Consider the following 16,135-nt stretch of genomic DNA (forward strand, 5'->3'; position numbering starts at 1 on the left):
GAGTTTGTAAGAAAGGGAATCATTACATGAACCTGCCTTTACTGAAATCAAAACTCGTACCACCCGTAACCAGTGAGATTTATATGCGACGGTCTTCTTTGACACGCACATTCAAGCAAATCGCTTCCAAAAAATGCACATTGATTACAGGTGGGGCTGGATACGGCAAAAGCTCGGCAATTGCTCAATATATTGCTGACAGCCGCGTCAATTGTTCCTGGTACTCCGTTTCTTCGGAGGATGACGACCTGGTACCTTTTTTACGCTATTTAATCGGCAGCATCCAAAGAGTGGTTCCAAGCTTTGGGCAGCAATTATTGAAAGATTGGTCCACACAGCCAGCCTTTCCCACAGAGAAAGAATTAATCGCTTGGCATGCCTGGTTTGTGAATGAACTGGATCAGATTGCTGAACCACTTGTCATTATTATCGATGACTACCAGTTAATTGATCATGTTTTCTCCGTCAATTTTATTATGGAACGAATCTTGGAACATTGTCCAATCGATGTTCATATAGTGTTGATTTCGCGCACTCGACCAAAATGGACGCAATTATTAAAGTTGAAAATGAGTGGCCAATTACTTGAAGTGAAAGAAAAGGACCTGGTCTTCACGGAAGAAGAAATACTCGTCTACTTCGAAGACTATTTCAACCGTCATTTATCAGATCATGAGTCCAAACGTATTCTAGAAATTACGGAAGGATGGGCCATTGCCATTCAATTAATGGCGGTACAGTCTGTTAGTTCGGAGAGCCCATTTGATGTGGCGATTAAACCAGCGATGGAAGATCTATTTCATTATTTATCTGATGAGGTCTTTATGAGATTTACGGAAGACGAGCAACAATGGCTTTTGCAGTTTTCAATATTCCCGACGTATTCCTTGTCATTCATTGATGATTTTTATGGGAATGCGGCTTCGGAATTTTTACAATCGTTTCGCAATCATCACGGCTTTATCCAACAACTCGGTGAGGATACAGTCTATCGGTATCATGCGTTGTTCCAGCAATATTTAATTGCCAAGTGGAAAAAATCCAATACGGAAGAATTGAAATTAGCCCAGAAAGTAGCAGCTCGCTATTTTGAGCAGCGAAACGACTCGATTCGCGCCATTCATCATGCGATTCAATGTGAAGATGCTCATTTCATTTCTCAAATCGTCATGACTGTGGCACCAAAATTATTGAAATTGGGACAATTTGATTTAATCATCGATAGTTTAAAAGAAATTCCATTACAGTCTTTCAATGAATACCCTGCGCTCTCGTTTATTGAAGGTGAAGCCAATCGCTATCGTGCTTATTATGAAAAATCAAAACAGGCGTACTTGAAATGTCTGGCACTCGCTACAGAAAAAGATGATGCCTATTATATGAGCACCGCGCATGCGGGCCTTGCACATATTTATTTAGATACAATTCAACCCGGTTTGGCAGATCCGCATCTCGCATCAGCGATTTCATTTGCGAACCAAACATCAACCATGTCGCAAACGGACATGTTCAATTTAAAACGTCAATTTGCCGAGAATCTCGTGAATTTAGGAAAAATGAGAGAAGCCAATGCGTTTATCGTCAAAGAGCAGTTACCAGGGGATCTATTGACCGATGGCAATTTGGATGCGCGAATTTTATTGAGGACGGGAAAACTATCTGCTTCCATTCATCTGCTTGAAAACCGTTTAAGGGAAGGGAATATAGTTCCCGACTCTCATCGTGAAGCTGCTGTTCTCCTCGCCCTGTTGCATGCCATGATTGGGAATCTTACTGAAGCGAGCAATTATGCGAGTAAAGGGATTGAAAGTGGCATACGTGAAAAGTCCAGTTTTGTAGAAGCTGTCGGGTTGATTCGAAAAGGACATTCAGAAAGTATCGACCGACTGCATTTGTTAGATGCACCTGAGCGTTTGTATTTGCAAGCCATCGACATAATGGACCAATTGGATGTTTCCAGAGGAAAAGCTGAGCCTTATTTGGGGTTGGCGCTGTTAAAAGCAAAGCAAGGTCTTCATCATGAGGCACTTGTCCTTGCTGAAAAAGGATTGCGGGAAACAGAGTCAGTTCAGGATTCCTGGCTGTCTGCTTATATTAAGATTGGTATTGCGATGATTTATTGCATGTATCATCAATATGATCAGGCAAATCAGTATGCCAGACAAGCAAAAGCTGACTTTGTGGCATGCGGCGATTCGTTTGGTTTAGTGGTTGCATCATTTTGGTTGAGTTTATGTTCAATGCAATTAAATGACTCTCCTCAATTTACGGAAGAAATAAAGTGCTTTTCCCGCTTTCTTTTGACCGAACAGTATACATTTTTTGTCGATAAACTAACGATGTATGGGCCGCTGGATATGCAACAAGTATACTTACTCGTTCAGCATGCTTTAAAACTGATACCTGATGATGAGGATATTCAACGCTTAAGTCAACATTTGCAACTAGATACGCAAATCAACTATCCGGGTTATACTTTGCATGTACAATTGCTTGGACCGTTAGCCATATCGCTCGGCAATGAAGAAGTGGAAGACAAAAAGTGGCAAAGGGAAAAAGCAAAGGATTTATTTGTGTATTTATTCATTCATAGAGACCGGTATGTTCCGAAAGATGAGTTGGTAGGAGAACTGTTTGTTGATCAGGATGAGAAAACCGCAAATCGGGATTTTAAAGTGGCTTTGAATGCACTTTACAATGTTCTGGAACCTAAAAGATCTCCTCGTGCAGAATCTTATTTCATCATCAGGAAACAAAATATGTATCGTATCCATCCGAAAGCCGCATTGATCAGTGACGTCCAGCAATTTCAACAACTGGCGACACAAGGATTGGAAGAACGCAATCCAAAGCAAGCCATCATTTTATTGAAGTCTGCTGCGGCGCTTTATAGAGGGTCTTTTTATTTGAACCAAAGCCCCTGTGACTGGTTCCAATTTGAGCAAGAGCAGTTTCGGCAATTGTATTTGCAAGTGATTGAAAGGCTTGCTCAAAATTCGACCAGACTGCAGGAATTCGCTCAAACGATTTATTGGGCTGAGAAACTAATTAAACTCGAACAAACGTGGGAAGAAGCCTACCGTCTTTTGATGTATGCCCACTACCAGCGACACAACCGCTCCCAAGCAATCAAATGGTATGAGCGTTGCGTGCAAATGCTGGAAAATGAATTTGAGTTAAAACCGATGGAAACGACTGAACAAATGTTTGAATTGATTACGATTGGCTATACCTGACCTGTTTCGAGCTTTTCTCGGAGCGGGTTTTTTCGTAGGTTTCAGGGGGTATTGTGTCTGGGGTTACTCGTCGCAGAAAAGATTTTGCTCTCGCGGTTACTCGTCGCATAAAAGATTGCTCCTGTTTCTGCATCGCTAGCGCTAGCTTCGAAACATGAAAGTGCGTTGCATCGCTACGCTGCATCGTCGCAGAAAATCTTTTGCTCCTGCGGTTACTCGTCGCAGAAAAGTTTTGCTCCTGTTTCTGCATCGCTAGCTTCGTCGCAGAAAAGATTTTGCTCCTGCGGTTACTCGTCGCAAAAAAATTCCACTCTGGCAGAGTGGAATTTTTTTGTAACTGTTTTGTAACTCTTGTTCTATAAGATGAACAGGAAGCAAGTAAACGCTTACAAATGCGCGAAGGGGAAGGGGATTTTCATGAAGAGAAAGTCATGGTTGTTTCTTGTTTTAATTTTTGTTCTTGTTTTTAGCTCTGCTTGTAACAAAAAGGATTCACCCGAAGCGGAAGCTGAAGGAGAAGCAACGGGCGGTACCATTAAAATCGGAGTTTTGGCATCGTTAACTGGCGCACTTGAATCATACGGTAAACAAACACAACGTGGATTTGATCTTGGCATTGAATATGCCACTGACGGAACGATGGAAGTAGCGGGCAAGAAAATTGAAATTATTTATGAAGATACGGAAACAAAACCGGAAGTAGCGGTTCAAAAAGCTACGAAATTACTGGAAGAAGATGAAGTGGACTTCATCGTTGGTTCATCAAGTTCAGGTGATACATTGGCGGTACTGCCTCTTGCTGAAGAATACGAAAAAATCATGATTGTAGAACCAGCGGTAGCGGATAGTATTACGGGTGCAGAATTCAATCCATACATCTTCCGTACGGGCCGTAACTCATCACAAGATGCGGTGGCAGGTGCTGCGGCAATCGCGAAACCAGGCGTAAAAATTGCTACATTCGCTCCTGACTATTCCTTTGGTCTGGACGGCGTTGCGGCATTTAAAAAAGCTGCAGAAGAATTAGGTGCTGAAATTGTGTTAGAAGAGTATGCAGATCCTGCAGCTACTGATTTCACTTCAAATCTACAAAAAGTGATTGAAGCAAAACCAGATTACTTGTTTGTTGTTTGGGCAGGAGCAAACTCACCTTGGAATCAAATTGCCGATTTAAAACTTCAGGAAAAAGGCATCAAAATTTCAACGGGTGCACCTGATATCCCAGCGTTGTCCATTATGGAACCATTAGTAGGCATGGAAGGCTTCTCTGTTTACTATCACACATTACCAAAAAATGATGTGAATGATTGGTTAGTAGAGAAACATAAAGAACGCTTTAACGGGGAAGTTCCTGATCTATTCACGCCAGGTGGTATGTCAGCGGCGATTGCAATAGTCGAAGCGTTGAAAAAGTCAGAAGGCAATGTGGATAGTAAAGAACTAATCGACCTTATGGAAGGTATGTCGTTCGAATCGCCTAAAGGCAAGATGACGTTCCGTGAAGAAGATCACCAGGCGTTACAAGCATTGTACTCTATCAAACTTGAAAAACAAGATGGCGTACCGTATCCAGTGCCGGTGTTAATTCGTGAATTGTCACCAGAGGAAACGGAACCACCAATTCAAAACAAATAACACGTGGAGACGGCCTGTTTAAACAGGTCTGTCTCTCTCCACGTTCAGGATTCATTCCTGCATGTGGAGAGAGACAGAAGAAAGGATGAACATCGATGACAACGATTTTAAGAACCGAAAACTTGACCATCCGTTTTGGTGGACATACAGCCGTGGATCACGTCAATTTTGAAATGCCTGAAAAACATTTCAAATCCATCATCGGACCGAATGGAGCGGGAAAAACCACTTTTTTCAATTTGATTAGCGGTGAATTAAAGCCAACCGAAGGGAAAGTATATTTCAAAAGTGAAGACATGTCCCGATTTTCTTCTGTTGACCGCACACGAAAAGGGTTAGGTCGATCTTTTCAAATCACGAATGTATTTCCCAACCTGACTGTTCTCGAGAACGTACGCCTGGCGGTGCAATCAAAAGAAAAAATTCGATATCAAATGTTACGCCATATCAAGGCGTACCCTTCACTTATTGAAAAAGCAGAACAATTGCTCGAAGTCGTCTTGCTGTTGAACAAGAAACATGCGATAGCCAGTCAATTGTCCCACGGTGAAAAACGCAAACTAGAAATTGCAATGCTGCTTGCTTTGGATACCGAAGTATTATTGTTGGACGAACCCACTGCAGGCATGTCACTCGAAGAAGTACCAGCCATTCTAGAAGTCATCAAACGGATAAAGCAACAGGAGAATAAAACAATCTTGTTGATTGAACACAAAATGGATATGATTCTGGATTTATCGGATTCCATTATGGTGCTGTTCAATGGCTCGCTTCTGGCAGACGGCACACCAGAAGAAATTATGCAAAATGAAACAGTGCAAAATGCTTATTTAGGAGGCTCCTACAATGAACACCATGCTTAAAGTTGATGGCGTCCACACCCATATCGGGCAATATCATATTTTACAAGGTATTTCGTTTGAAGCAAAAGAAGGGGAAGTCAGCGTATTGCTAGGTCGAAATGGTGCTGGAAAAACGACGACGTTGAAAACAATTCTAGGACTGACTCCTGCTTCAAAAGGACAAATCACGTTCAAAGGTCAGGATATAACCAAAAAACCGACACATGGCATCGCGAATACAGGCATTGGCTATGTACCAGAAGATCAGGGGATATTTGGCGCATTGACTGTTGAAGAAAACATGAAAGTGGCCATGCGTAAAGATGATGAAGCCACTTTGGCCAAACAGGACTATGTCTTGAACCTCTTTCCGGACTTGAAAAAATTCTGGAAAAAAGACGGGGGTCATTTGTCAGGTGGTCAAAAGCAAATGCTTGCGATGGCTAGGGCTTTTGTTGGGAACAGTCAGTTGCTGCTGATTGACGAACCATCTAAAGGTCTTGCTCCCATTGTCATTGAAAAAGTGATGGAAGCCATTATTGATATGAAAAAACATACAACGATTGTCTTGGTCGAACAGAACTTTATGATGGCAAGTCGAATCGGTGATACATATACACTCCTCGATGACGGGAAAACGGTCCAGACAGGTCTAATGCAGGAATTAATTCAAGACGAGCAAGTGAAACGAAAATATTTAGGAATCGGATAAGGAGGATCAGTCATGGAACTACTCTTGAATTTAACCATCAATGGGCTAGCCACTGGCATGTTGATTTTCCTTCTTGCTGCCGGCTTGACCTTGATTTTCGGTTTGATGGACGTACTTAACTTTGCACATGGGGGGCTATTTGCCTGGGGAGCCTACTCGTCCGTTTGGTTTTATGCGTTGACAGACAGTTTCGGCCTGGCGATTCTCGGAGCAATCGGGACGGGAATCATTCTCGGATTCATTACGGAAAAATTGATCATAACACCGGTCTATGGCAATCATATTCAACAAATCTTAATAACGTTAGGATTCATGCTTGTTTTAACTGAGCTTTTGAAAGTCGTGTTCGGTCCTAATCAGCTTCCAGCAAAAACACCGCCATACTTAACTGGAAGCTGGGAAATTGGGGATGTCATCATTATTAAATACCGAGTTTTCATCATTGTGGTTGGTTTCCTGATTTTCGGGATTTTCCAATACATTTTAAAGAAAACAAAAATCGGCTTGATTGTCCGAGCGGGAGTCATGAACAAAGAAATGGTGCAGACACTGGGAATCAACATCAAAAATGTATTTCTGTATGTCTTTATCGTTGGCGCTGCATTAGCAGCACTCGGAGGGGCACTGATGGCTCCGTATTCAGGAGTGATTTATGCAGAGATGGGCATGGAATTTGCCATCTTAGGTTTCATTGTCGTGGTTATCGGGGGAATGGGCAGTTTTCCAGGATCACTGCTTGCAGCAATTTTAGTAGGTTTAGCTGGAAGCTTTATGGCGTATTACGTTCCATCACTTTCGTTAGCCGTTAACATGATGCTGATGGCCATCGTATTAATATTCCGTCCGCAAGGATTATTCAAGGCAAAGGGGTGAAGTCATGACCAGTAAATTTCAATGGAACAATATTTTTCTATCCATTATCGCGATTGTGTTCTTCATCTTCCCTTTTGTAACGGATTCCAGGACTTGGACAATATTATTGACGCAAATTTTCATCTTTTCAATTTTGGCCATGAGTTATGACATTTTACTTGGCTATACAGGCATCGTCTCATTCGGACACGCAATGTTCTTTGGAATGGGTGCCTATACCACAGCTGTCATGCTAGACCGGATGGAACCGACCATCGGTGTCTTCATATTATCAATCGCAACCGGCATGTTCCTCGCAGGTGTCGTTAGCTTTATTGTCGGTTTGATGACACTGCGTCTGAAGAGTCATTTCTTTGCCATGCTGACACTTGCTGTATCCGGATTATTTCTCGTACTAGCAGAAAAATGGCGCAGTCTGACATCAGGAAATGATGGTTTCACGTTCCGCGCACCGGAATTCTTCAAAGATCGTATGGTTTTCTATCTCGTTACACTCGTGTGCCTTGTTGTGGTGTACTTGTTATTAAGAAGATTTGTGCAATCTCCGATGGGTCACGTGCTGGTAGCGGTACGAGAAAACGAGCAGCGAACAAAATCACTCGGATTCAAAACTCTGCACTATAAAGTGATTGCCTCCGTAGTAGCTGGCGTTGTGGCAAGTTTGGCTGGTTCGTTATATGCGGTAAGTTTACGATTCGTGAATACAAGTGTATTGACGATGGATATCACGCTGGACGCGTTGCTCATGACCATTATCGGAGGCGTCGGGACATTGATCGGCCCAATTATTGGAGCTGGTGTAATCGAATTATCCCAACATTATTTATCCGGAATGGCTAAGGACTATCCGATTTTTGAACGCTGGATCATTTTCTTCGGGATTGTCTATATCCTGGCAGTGATATTCTTCCCTTCAGGCATTGTGGGAACCGTCCGACAAGCAATTCACAAACGAAAAAACCCCGCAGTACTTGAAAAGTCGTCGTCTGGCACGGAGGGATTGTAATGCAAATTGGTATCGTCAGCACAGGTCTTTACATACCTACCCATTCCATGACAGCAGAAGAAATCTCTTTAGCCTCAGGGGTACCTTTACAGGTAGTCAAAGATAAGATGGGCATTACGAAAAAACCGATTCCAGGTCCAGACGATCATACGGTTCAGATGGGCATCTGGGCAGCAAAGGATGCTTTAGACAGAGGTCATGTCGATCCTAAATCAATTGACTGCGTGATCTATATAGGTGAAGAGCATAAGGAATACCCACTATGGACCGCAGCCATCAAAACACAGGAAGAAATCGGCGCATATCATGCATGGGGGTTTGATATCGCACTGCGTTGCGGCACAACCATACTGGCTCTTAAATTGGCTCAAAGTTTGATGCTTGCAGACGATTCCATCGACACTGTCCTGCTTGCAGGTGGATACCGAAATGGGGATTTCATCGATTATACGAACGAGCGGACCCGCTTCATGTTCAATCTCGGAGCGGGAGGTGGCGCGATGATTTTGAAAAAGAATCATGGCCACAATATTTTGCTTGAATCGGATATCATGACCGATGGATCCTTTTCGGAAGATGTCGTGGTACCAGTCGGAGGGACGAAAATGCCACTGACGAATGAAGTGTTGTCGTCGGGTTCTTACCGACTCGATGTCACTGATCCAGAAGGAATGAAAAAACGTCTGGAACAAAAATCAATGCAAAACTTTTTGAAGGTCATCCGACACTCTTTGTCGAAGAGCGGATATACAGAACAAGATATTTCTTACGTTGCCATGCTCCACATGAAAAAATCAGCACATGACTACGTGCTCAATGAACTGGGGTTAACGGAAGACCAGTCCATTTACTTGCATGAATACGGTCATATTGGCCAAATAGATCAAATCATTTCTTTGCAGCTCGCACAACAACAAGGAAAGCTTCAAAAAGGAGATATTGTCGTATTGGTTAGTGCTGGTATCGGCTATGCGTGGGGAGCAACAACAATCAAATGGGGTTCTGAATAGGGGGAGATTTAATGGCAATGCAAAAAATTTTACTCGATAATGGCGAAACGATTTCATACCGTGAACGGTACGGCGGAGAGCAAGTCGTCGTCCTAGTTCATGGGAATATGACTTCTTCTCAGCACTGGGATGTGTTGATTGATGCTCTGGACCCAAAATATAAACTGTATGCGCTTGACCTGAGAGGCTTCGGGGAATCAAGTTATCATACCCGTGTTCAAGGAATAGCTGACTTTGCCGCTGACTTGAGAGGTTTCGTGGATGCACTCGGACTTGAATCATTTCATTTAGTCGGCTGGTCTACAGGTGGTGCGATCTGTATGCAATTTGTCGCTGACAACCGAGGATACTGTGAGAAACTCGTCCTGCTTGCTTCCGCTTCAACCCGTGGGTATCCATTCTCTGGGACGAAGGCAGATGGAACACCCGATTTGCAAACTCGTCTTCAATCTATCGAAGAAGTGGAAAATGATGCAGGAAAAACAAAAGCCGTACAAGGATTATATGATACGCAAAACCGTGAAGGACTTAAAGGACTCTGGAATGCACTGATTTATACACATAAACAGCCTGACGAGAAAAAATACGATGAATATGTATCGGATATGCTGACGCAACGCAATCTGGCGGACGTATACCATTCATTAAACACGTTCAATATCAGCAATGTTCAAAACGGGCTAAGTCAAGGCACAAATCAAGCCAAGGATATCACCATTCCAGTACTTATTTTAAGAGGCGATCGTGACTATGTCGTATCTGAAGAGATGACACAGGAAATCGTGGAAGACCTTGGGGAAAACGCCACTTATATTCCATTGACTAATACTGGCCATTCACCGCTCATCGATGATTTGCCGCAACTGATACAACGAATCGAAGAATTTTTAGGTTAGGAGGCTACTATATGCGTTTAGATAAGCAAGTTGCGATTATCACTGGTGGGGCAAATGGTATCGGCTACGCATCAGTCGAGCGCTTCGCCCAAGAAGGAGCTCGTGTCATTTTGGCAGATTATGATGAATCTACCGGAGTGAAAGCAGCGGAAGAGTTAAAAGAGCAAGGCTATGATGTCATGTTCGTTCAAGTCGATGTGGCGGATCGCGACAGTGTCCAGCACATGGTCGCACAAGCGGTTGAAATTTACGGAGGCATTGATATTTTGGTGAATAATGCCGGCATCACCAGAGATGCCATGCTTGCAAAAATGGACATTGCTGACTTTCAAAGGGTTCTTGATGTCAATTTAACGGGCGTCTTTAACTGTACACAAAGCGTATTGCCACACTTAATCGAAAAAGGAAAAGGGAAAATTATTAATACTTCTTCAGTCAGTGGTGTATATGGGAATGTCGGACAGACCAATTATGCCGCTTCAAAAGCAGCGGTCGTGGGGATGACCAAATCGTGGGCAAAAGAATTGGGACGCAAAGGCATCAATGTCAATGCGGTAGCACCAGGATTCACCTTGACTGCAATGGTCGAAAAAATGCCTGATAAAATCATTGACCAAATGAAATCGATTGTTGGACTGCAACGATTGGCTGTACCGAAAGATATTGCTAATGCCTATTTATTTCTCGCATCGTCAGAATCAGATTATGTTCATGGGCATGTTCTGCATGTTGACGGTGGCATTATGATGTAAGAAAGGAAGGGTACGGATGTATAATGATCAATCCTGGTTTTTAAAACGAGCACTATTGGCACCCTCCCGTCTTGCCTGTGTTGATATCGATAGTGACCAGCAATGGACGTATGCTCAATTTGCGCGTCTCATTGAACAGTGGGTACAACGATTAACGGAAGAGAAGTTGCAACAAGGGGACCGTGTGGCGATACTTGCTGCCAATCACCCTGAGCTGCTGGCCATTTTATTTGCCTGTGGATTGAAAGGTTATATATATGTACCTTTGAATTTCAGATTAAGCCATCATGAACTCAACGATATTCTGGAAGATTGTGAACCATCAATCCTAATAACGGATGATTTATACGAAAACATAGCACTTTCATTTGATGGCAAGAAAGTCATGAACAGGGAAGTACCTTTCAATAATGAACCTTGTGTATTCGAAATGCACTCTATCCAATCTGTTTCGGCGGATGAATCGTGGATGATGATTTATACAGGAGGTACGACAGGGAAACCAAAAGGAGTACTCCTGTCCTATCACAACGTCAACTGGAACGCGTTGAACACAATTGTTAGCTGGGGGTTGTCGGAACGAGATTGCACTGTCAACTATATGCCCTTGTTCCATACAGGGGGATTGAATGCTTTGTCGATCCCAATCCTGATGGCAGGGGGAACAGTGGTAATCGGTCATCGATTTGATGCAGAACAAGCATTGAACGAAATTCTGAAACGAAAAGCAACCATTTCCTTATTCGTTCCAACGATGTATGAATTGATGACACAGTCGGAGACGTTCAAGAAACATGATTTTCCTGACGTCCGAGTGTTTTTATCAGGTGGCGCTCCGTGTCCGGTTACGGTATATGAACAATTTGAAAACAAAGGTTTACCTTTTAAAGAAGGCTATGGTCTTTCTGAAGCGGGACCAAATAATTTTGTTATCGATGTCAGAGTGGCCAAAGTCAAAAGAGGATCAGTTGGCAAAAGCATGCAATTTGTAGATACTTTGATTGTTACGAAAGACCATCAACCTGCATTAATCGGGGAAGTCGGGGAGCTTTGGATTCGTGGACGGCATGTTTTCAGGGGCTACTGGCGAAATGACAAAGAAACCGCAGCTACGATGCAAAACGAGTGGTTGAAAACCGGGGATCTGGCGAAAATTGATGCAGACGGTGATACGTATATTGTCGGACGAAAAAAAGACATGATCGTAACCGGTGGGGAGAACGTCTATCCTCAGGAAATCGAACATTGTCTACTCCTGCATCGTACAATCAGGGAAGCGGCTGTCATCGGACTCCCGGATGAGAAGTGGGGCGAAGTCGTTACCGCATTCATTTCATTGAGTGACCCTGCTCTATTTGAAGAAACTCAATTGACCGAACATTGCCGTCAATTTTTAGGAGGCTATAAAATCCCGAAAAAATTTGTGGTGTTACCGGAACTGCCGAAAACGCATGTCGGAAAAATTGATAAGAAACAACTATCAGCCTTGAAAGTCGTGTAACTGCTTTTTCTTGCTCAATTTTGTATAATGGTGCAAGAGGTGAGCAAGATGTTTGTCAGTGAAAAAGAAATTGAAATCCGTTATGCCGAAACAGACCAAATGGGTGTCGTTTACCATGCCAACTACTTGGTATGGATGGAAATCGGAAGAACCAATCTGATTGAAGATTTAGGCTACACGTATGCCGGACTGGAAAGTGAAGGCTATTTATCACCAGTGACCGATTTGAGTATCCAATATAAAGCGTCGATGAAATATGGTCAGAAAGCAACTGTTCGCACATGGGTTGAGTCTCATGGTAAACTGCGTACAACCTATGGTTACGAGATCTTACATGCGGATGGAACGGTAGCAGCAACAGCAAAGTCAGAACATGTTTTGGTGAAAAAAGAAACATTCCGACCTGTATCGCTTAAAAAAGTGAATGCAGAGTGGGACGCTACATATGCTGAAATCGCCAAGGTGAAGAGCTGATGGCTTTTGGATTGAAACGCCACGAGTTGACGGCATGGAAAGAAGCAGTCAGCAGAGGCGAGATCGCATTTTTGACGCATTACTGGCTGGATGACCGATTCCCGGGATGCAAGACGGTTACTAAAGTCGGTTGCGCTGACGTAGAACGATTGATTACGTGGGGAAAGCAATATGGCTTGAAGGCTGAATGGATCGACTACAAGGAAGCTTATCCACATTTTGATTTATTCGGACAGCATCAGGAAGCGATCTTACGTAAAGAAAATATGCTGAACCAATTGCAACGTTTTGCCAATTAGAAAACCCACTTTGAGTTGACGCTCAAAGTGGGTTTTCTCTTAGGTTTTACTTAATTAATAGTGGAAAGATGAGTATCGGTGAAGAAGATACTGAAGAAATTGGAGAACCAATAATAGAAAACTTTCTCCTAACATTAAGATTATTTAATTTGCAAATAGAAGAAATATTATATCACTTATGGAGTCTCTATACGTAAATTATGGTAAAATTAGGTGGGGGTGAATCATGTTAGAAAATCAACTGGAATCAAATAGATGGTACAAGAATCTCCTCAACAAAAAGGTTCTAGGACCAATAATTCTTATAATAGTTCTGTTTTTTGTAAAGCTGATATGGGGCGATTCAATTCTCTCCTTTACCCAAAAAAACAAGTGGTTCATTCTTATTGGCTTTGCGGCGGTAATTCTCTACATAAGTTGGGCATTTGAAGGATTTTTTAAAAAGCATAAACAAAATTTGCGGAGAACATGGTATTTCCTTTTCATTATTGGGGTTGTGCTGTTGCTTAATCAGACTGGTTTTAATGTGCAAGAATGGCAACGATACACATTGTTAGCAGGGATGTTCATCTTTGTTGATTTAGCCTTGTTTTTAACTCCAACTATTAAGAAAATCGGCGGAGCTGAAATGGAACAAATCAATGATGTGGAAAGCATCAATGAGGAAATGCAGAAGGTTATTGTTCAAACACAAAATAGAAGTTTGCAATTCACAGATATATTGGATAGGATGCAAATATCTTCTTTTGAAACTCAAGAATGGAATGAAATAGAGAATTATCAGGAGAGTTTAGAAGATTTTTTATATTCCTATGGAGAAACTTGCAGACAAAATATCACGGTATTCAAGAAAAACAATGATAATTTCTTTAGGCAAGAAGTAGGTACAATTCTTGGAGTTAATATTACGGATGAACAAATGAATTCCATAAATGAGAAAGTAGTCGTTCATATAGACAAGCATACCGTCCTCATTCCATATCTCGAAAAAATATTTCCAGTAGTCATTTCTATTGAATCGGAAAAGGAACATGTTTTGGATATTGATATAGATCATATTATTAATCTTTCTATGATACATAGTTGGTTAAAAAAACCACTTGAAGAGTGAGTCTCTTAAGTGGTCAACATTATAGATAAAAAAGTATAAGTTTGATAGAATAAGGGTAAATGATAGTAAAGGAGTGGAGAAAATGGTAGAGCGTACAAGTACAACAGAAGGTATGGTAGTAACTGTAGCTAAAAGACGCAGAGATAAGGTTAAGTCTCCTTTTTTACGAGAGAAGGCTACTCGAACAGCTCCACGAACTTCACCATCATTGTATACAAGGGATTTATTTAAGAGAAGCGATGAAGCTGTAGATCGTTTAAGAGATAGCCGTTCAATGAAGTGAAAGGGTAGCTTATGAATATTCTCAGACTTTTTTGTTTAAACCTCTCATATGTTGACCATACAGACAGTATAATTGTACAAAGCTTTGTATGGGAGTTGATGCATTGAGAGAAGAAAAGAAGAAAACTACCTTCTTAACGGATAAGCCGTCGGGAACGTTACCAAAGCGTGAAAAAGATGAGAGTTACCTTCTCAATTTGAATAAGAAAATGAAAGACAATATTAATAAATTAAAGAAGAGCAGATAGGGTTTACGGTCTATCTGTTTTTTTACATACTTTTTTGATAATTCTATATTGCTTATTGACCATTAATAGAGATGAAAAAGCAACCATCAAAAGACAAAAAAATAAGACAAAGCAGACGGAATGGATACCGTCTGCTTTGTCTTATTTTACGTATGAATATGTAAGTTCTTTTTGTTTCGGATCAACAGTGACATGTAAATCATGCCCGTCAAAATACCAAATATCTCGGTCTTCAATGTAAAAATGAATATCTTCTTCAACTAATTCAACGGATAGTTCCATCGGTTGCTCTTTCGTTACACCGAGTGAAAATCCGTCATGGAGCTGACTGGAGCCACCGTAGCGGGCGTAAAACCGAATATATTCGCCGGCTTTTGCTTCCATTTCTTCTTTAAACCATTGCATTGCTTCATGTGAAATCACGATTTTCATGCGACACCAACCTTTCGTGGTCTAATCGTATTGTATTATATCCACTTCACTTTTGGCTCGGTTCCCGCTTTGATTCGGATGATATTAGCACGATGACGGTAAAGAATGAATGCAGTAAGTAAAACAATCACTACCAACAATGGAATATCGGTTTCAAAGACAATGTTATAGATTACCGTATATAGCAAAGCAATTACTCCTAGAACCATCGAAGTTAAAGAGACCATTTTTGATATCTTCAGTACGATAAAGAAAGAAACCAGCATTAAAACGAAAATCGGCCAGTGGTACCCTAACAGAATCCCCCCTGAAGTAGCTACGGCTTTGCCTCCTTTGAAATTAGCAAAGATAGGATACATATGACCAACTACTGCAATTACGCCTAGAAATAACGGGTGAAGGCCTGTATCTACGAAGAAAGGAATTAGCGGTAGACAAGTAGCTGCAGTTCCTTTTAAAATGTCCAAAATTGACACAATTAAACCTGCTTTCAGACCTAAAGTCCGAAAAGTATTCGTTCCACCCAAATTCCCACTTCCGTGTTGACGGATATCCGTCTTGTAAAAAAGTTTCCCGATCCATAATGCGGATGGTATAGATCCTAGCAAGTAAGCTAGTAAAATAGCGATAACAGTATTCATATAGTGCTCCTTTAATAATTAGTACGAACTCTTAATATCTACAAATAGTTTATCATGTGTCACAACCTGTCACAACCTGTCACAACGCTTTAGCTGAACTTTCATTTATCCTATAAATTACCTGTTGATCATGGAATATACTACTAGACTCATTGCAAAGGTGACATTCATTCTATACAATGAAA

16 protein-coding genes are annotated in these 16,135 nt (G+C 41.6%); 14 read left to right on the forward strand and 2 right to left on the reverse strand.

The features are described from left to right. Positions 1-26: 26 nt before the first annotated feature. The 14 genes from HMPREF1210_RS03330 (at position 27) to HMPREF1210_RS03395 (ending at position 14,630) form a co-directional block, all read left to right on the forward strand. Positions 27-3,236 carry a BTAD domain-containing putative transcriptional regulator gene (locus HMPREF1210_RS03330; RefSeq protein ID WP_016427193.1) on the forward strand — a complete coding sequence of 1,070 codons (3,210 nt, stop codon included), beginning with the start codon at positions 27-29 and terminating at the stop codon, positions 3,234-3,236. A gap of 417 nt (positions 3,237-3,653) precedes the next feature. Continuing rightward, complete coding sequence (locus tag HMPREF1210_RS03335; protein WP_016427194.1) at positions 3,654-4,871, forward strand: substrate-binding domain-containing protein; 1,218 nt, start codon at positions 3,654-3,656, stop codon at positions 4,869-4,871. A 95-nt stretch (positions 4,872-4,966) separates the two neighbouring features. Beyond that, complete coding sequence (locus tag HMPREF1210_RS03340; protein WP_016427195.1) at positions 4,967-5,734, forward strand: ABC transporter ATP-binding protein; 768 nt, start codon at positions 4,967-4,969, stop codon at positions 5,732-5,734. After that, on the forward strand, positions 5,718-6,425 hold the full coding sequence (locus tag HMPREF1210_RS03345) for an ABC transporter ATP-binding protein (protein ID WP_016427196.1): 708 nt from the start codon (positions 5,718-5,720) through the stop codon (positions 6,423-6,425). The genes HMPREF1210_RS03340 and HMPREF1210_RS03345 overlap by 17 nt, the downstream gene beginning before the upstream one ends. A gap of 12 nt (positions 6,426-6,437) precedes the next feature. After that, entirely contained in the window at positions 6,438-7,298 is an 861-nt protein-coding gene (locus HMPREF1210_RS03350) for a branched-chain amino acid ABC transporter permease (RefSeq protein ID WP_016427197.1), read from the forward strand. Positions 7,299-7,302: 4 nt separating this feature from the next. Continuing rightward, positions 7,303-8,304, forward strand: a complete 1,002-nt coding sequence (locus HMPREF1210_RS03355) for a branched-chain amino acid ABC transporter permease (RefSeq protein WP_016427198.1) — start codon at positions 7,303-7,305, stop codon at positions 8,302-8,304. Next, the gene (locus HMPREF1210_RS03360) at positions 8,304-9,314 is read left to right on the forward strand and encodes a 3-oxoacyl-ACP synthase (RefSeq protein WP_016427199.1); all 1,011 of its coding nucleotides are present in this window, start codon (positions 8,304-8,306) and stop codon (positions 9,312-9,314) included. The genes HMPREF1210_RS03355 and HMPREF1210_RS03360 overlap by 1 nt, the downstream gene beginning before the upstream one ends. Before the next feature lie 11 nt (positions 9,315-9,325). Continuing rightward, a complete protein-coding gene (locus HMPREF1210_RS03365; RefSeq protein WP_016427200.1) occupies positions 9,326-10,210 on the forward strand; it encodes an alpha/beta fold hydrolase in 885 nt (294 codons plus the stop codon). An 11-nt stretch (positions 10,211-10,221) separates the two neighbouring features. After that, positions 10,222-10,962 (forward strand): 3-oxoacyl-ACP reductase FabG, encoded by a 741-nt coding sequence (gene fabG / locus HMPREF1210_RS03370; RefSeq protein ID WP_016427201.1) that lies wholly within the window; start codon positions 10,222-10,224, stop codon positions 10,960-10,962. 16 nt (positions 10,963-10,978) lie between these two features. Beyond that, positions 10,979-12,463, forward strand: a complete 1,485-nt coding sequence (locus tag HMPREF1210_RS03375; RefSeq protein ID WP_016427202.1) for a class I adenylate-forming enzyme family protein — start codon at positions 10,979-10,981, stop codon at positions 12,461-12,463. A 48-nt stretch (positions 12,464-12,511) separates the two neighbouring features. Then, positions 12,512-12,937 carry a thioesterase family protein gene (locus HMPREF1210_RS03380; RefSeq protein ID WP_016427203.1) on the forward strand — a complete coding sequence of 142 codons (426 nt, stop codon included), beginning with the start codon at positions 12,512-12,514 and terminating at the stop codon, positions 12,935-12,937. Continuing rightward, on the forward strand, positions 12,937-13,236 hold the full coding sequence (locus tag HMPREF1210_RS03385; protein WP_016427204.1) for a hypothetical protein: 300 nt from the start codon (positions 12,937-12,939) through the stop codon (positions 13,234-13,236). The genes HMPREF1210_RS03380 and HMPREF1210_RS03385 overlap by 1 nt, the downstream gene beginning before the upstream one ends. Before the next feature lie 226 nt (positions 13,237-13,462). Next, positions 13,463-14,347: a type II toxin-antitoxin system SpoIISA family toxin gene (locus HMPREF1210_RS03390; RefSeq protein ID WP_016427205.1), complete on the forward strand. Its 885-nt coding sequence runs from the start codon at positions 13,463-13,465 to the stop codon at positions 14,345-14,347. Positions 14,348-14,429: 82 nt separating this feature from the next. Next, the gene (locus HMPREF1210_RS03395) at positions 14,430-14,630 is read left to right on the forward strand and encodes a hypothetical protein (protein WP_016427206.1); all 201 of its coding nucleotides are present in this window, start codon (positions 14,430-14,432) and stop codon (positions 14,628-14,630) included. Positions 14,631-15,018: 388 nt separating this feature from the next. Here HMPREF1210_RS03395 and HMPREF1210_RS03400 read toward each other — a convergent pair whose 3' ends face one another. After that, complete coding sequence (locus HMPREF1210_RS03400; RefSeq protein WP_016427207.1) at positions 15,019-15,309, reverse strand: HesB/YadR/YfhF family protein; 291 nt, start codon at positions 15,307-15,309, stop codon at positions 15,019-15,021. Between the two features lie 35 nt (positions 15,310-15,344). Continuing rightward, positions 15,345-15,950 (reverse strand): glycerol-3-phosphate 1-O-acyltransferase PlsY, encoded by a 606-nt coding sequence (gene plsY / locus HMPREF1210_RS03405; RefSeq protein ID WP_016427208.1) that lies wholly within the window; start codon positions 15,948-15,950, stop codon positions 15,345-15,347. Positions 15,951-16,135: the final 185 nt, after the last annotated feature.

The sequence above is a fragment of the Paenisporosarcina sp. HGH0030 genome (genome assembly GCF_000411295.1).
GTDB lineage: Bacteria > Bacillota > Bacilli > Bacillales_A > Planococcaceae > Paenisporosarcina.

What these genes read in the sequence shown, in the direction of transcription:
- HMPREF1210_RS03330 (WP_016427193.1), top strand. Translation starts at nt 27, where the DNA reads ATGAACCTGCCTTTACTGAAATCAAAACTCGTACCACCCGTAACCAGT.
- HMPREF1210_RS03335 (WP_016427194.1), top strand. Translation starts at nt 3,654, where the DNA reads ATGAAGAGAAAGTCATGGTTGTTTCTTGTTTTAATTTTTGTTCTTGTT.
- HMPREF1210_RS03340 (WP_016427195.1), top strand. Translation starts at nt 4,967, where the DNA reads ATGACAACGATTTTAAGAACCGAAAACTTGACCATCCGTTTTGGTGGA.
- HMPREF1210_RS03345 (WP_016427196.1), top strand. Translation starts at nt 5,718, where the DNA reads ATGAACACCATGCTTAAAGTTGATGGCGTCCACACCCATATCGGGCAA.
- HMPREF1210_RS03350 (WP_016427197.1), top strand. Translation starts at nt 6,438, where the DNA reads ATGGAACTACTCTTGAATTTAACCATCAATGGGCTAGCCACTGGCATG.
- HMPREF1210_RS03355 (WP_016427198.1), top strand. Translation starts at nt 7,303, where the DNA reads ATGACCAGTAAATTTCAATGGAACAATATTTTTCTATCCATTATCGCG.
- HMPREF1210_RS03360 (WP_016427199.1), top strand. Translation starts at nt 8,304, where the DNA reads ATGCAAATTGGTATCGTCAGCACAGGTCTTTACATACCTACCCATTCC.
- HMPREF1210_RS03365 (WP_016427200.1), top strand. Translation starts at nt 9,326, where the DNA reads ATGGCAATGCAAAAAATTTTACTCGATAATGGCGAAACGATTTCATAC.
- fabG (WP_016427201.1), top strand. Translation starts at nt 10,222, where the DNA reads ATGCGTTTAGATAAGCAAGTTGCGATTATCACTGGTGGGGCAAATGGT.
- HMPREF1210_RS03375 (WP_016427202.1), top strand. Translation starts at nt 10,979, where the DNA reads ATGTATAATGATCAATCCTGGTTTTTAAAACGAGCACTATTGGCACCC.
- HMPREF1210_RS03380 (WP_016427203.1), top strand. Translation starts at nt 12,512, where the DNA reads ATGTTTGTCAGTGAAAAAGAAATTGAAATCCGTTATGCCGAAACAGAC.
- HMPREF1210_RS03385 (WP_016427204.1), top strand. Translation starts at nt 12,937, where the DNA reads ATGGCTTTTGGATTGAAACGCCACGAGTTGACGGCATGGAAAGAAGCA.
- HMPREF1210_RS03390 (WP_016427205.1), top strand. Translation starts at nt 13,463, where the DNA reads ATGTTAGAAAATCAACTGGAATCAAATAGATGGTACAAGAATCTCCTC.
- HMPREF1210_RS03395 (WP_016427206.1), top strand. Translation starts at nt 14,430, where the DNA reads ATGGTAGAGCGTACAAGTACAACAGAAGGTATGGTAGTAACTGTAGCT.
- HMPREF1210_RS03400 (WP_016427207.1), bottom strand. Translation starts at nt 15,309, where the DNA reads ATGAAAATCGTGATTTCACATGAAGCAATGCAATGGTTTAAAGAAGAA.
- plsY (WP_016427208.1), bottom strand. Translation starts at nt 15,950, where the DNA reads ATGAATACTGTTATCGCTATTTTACTAGCTTACTTGCTAGGATCTATA.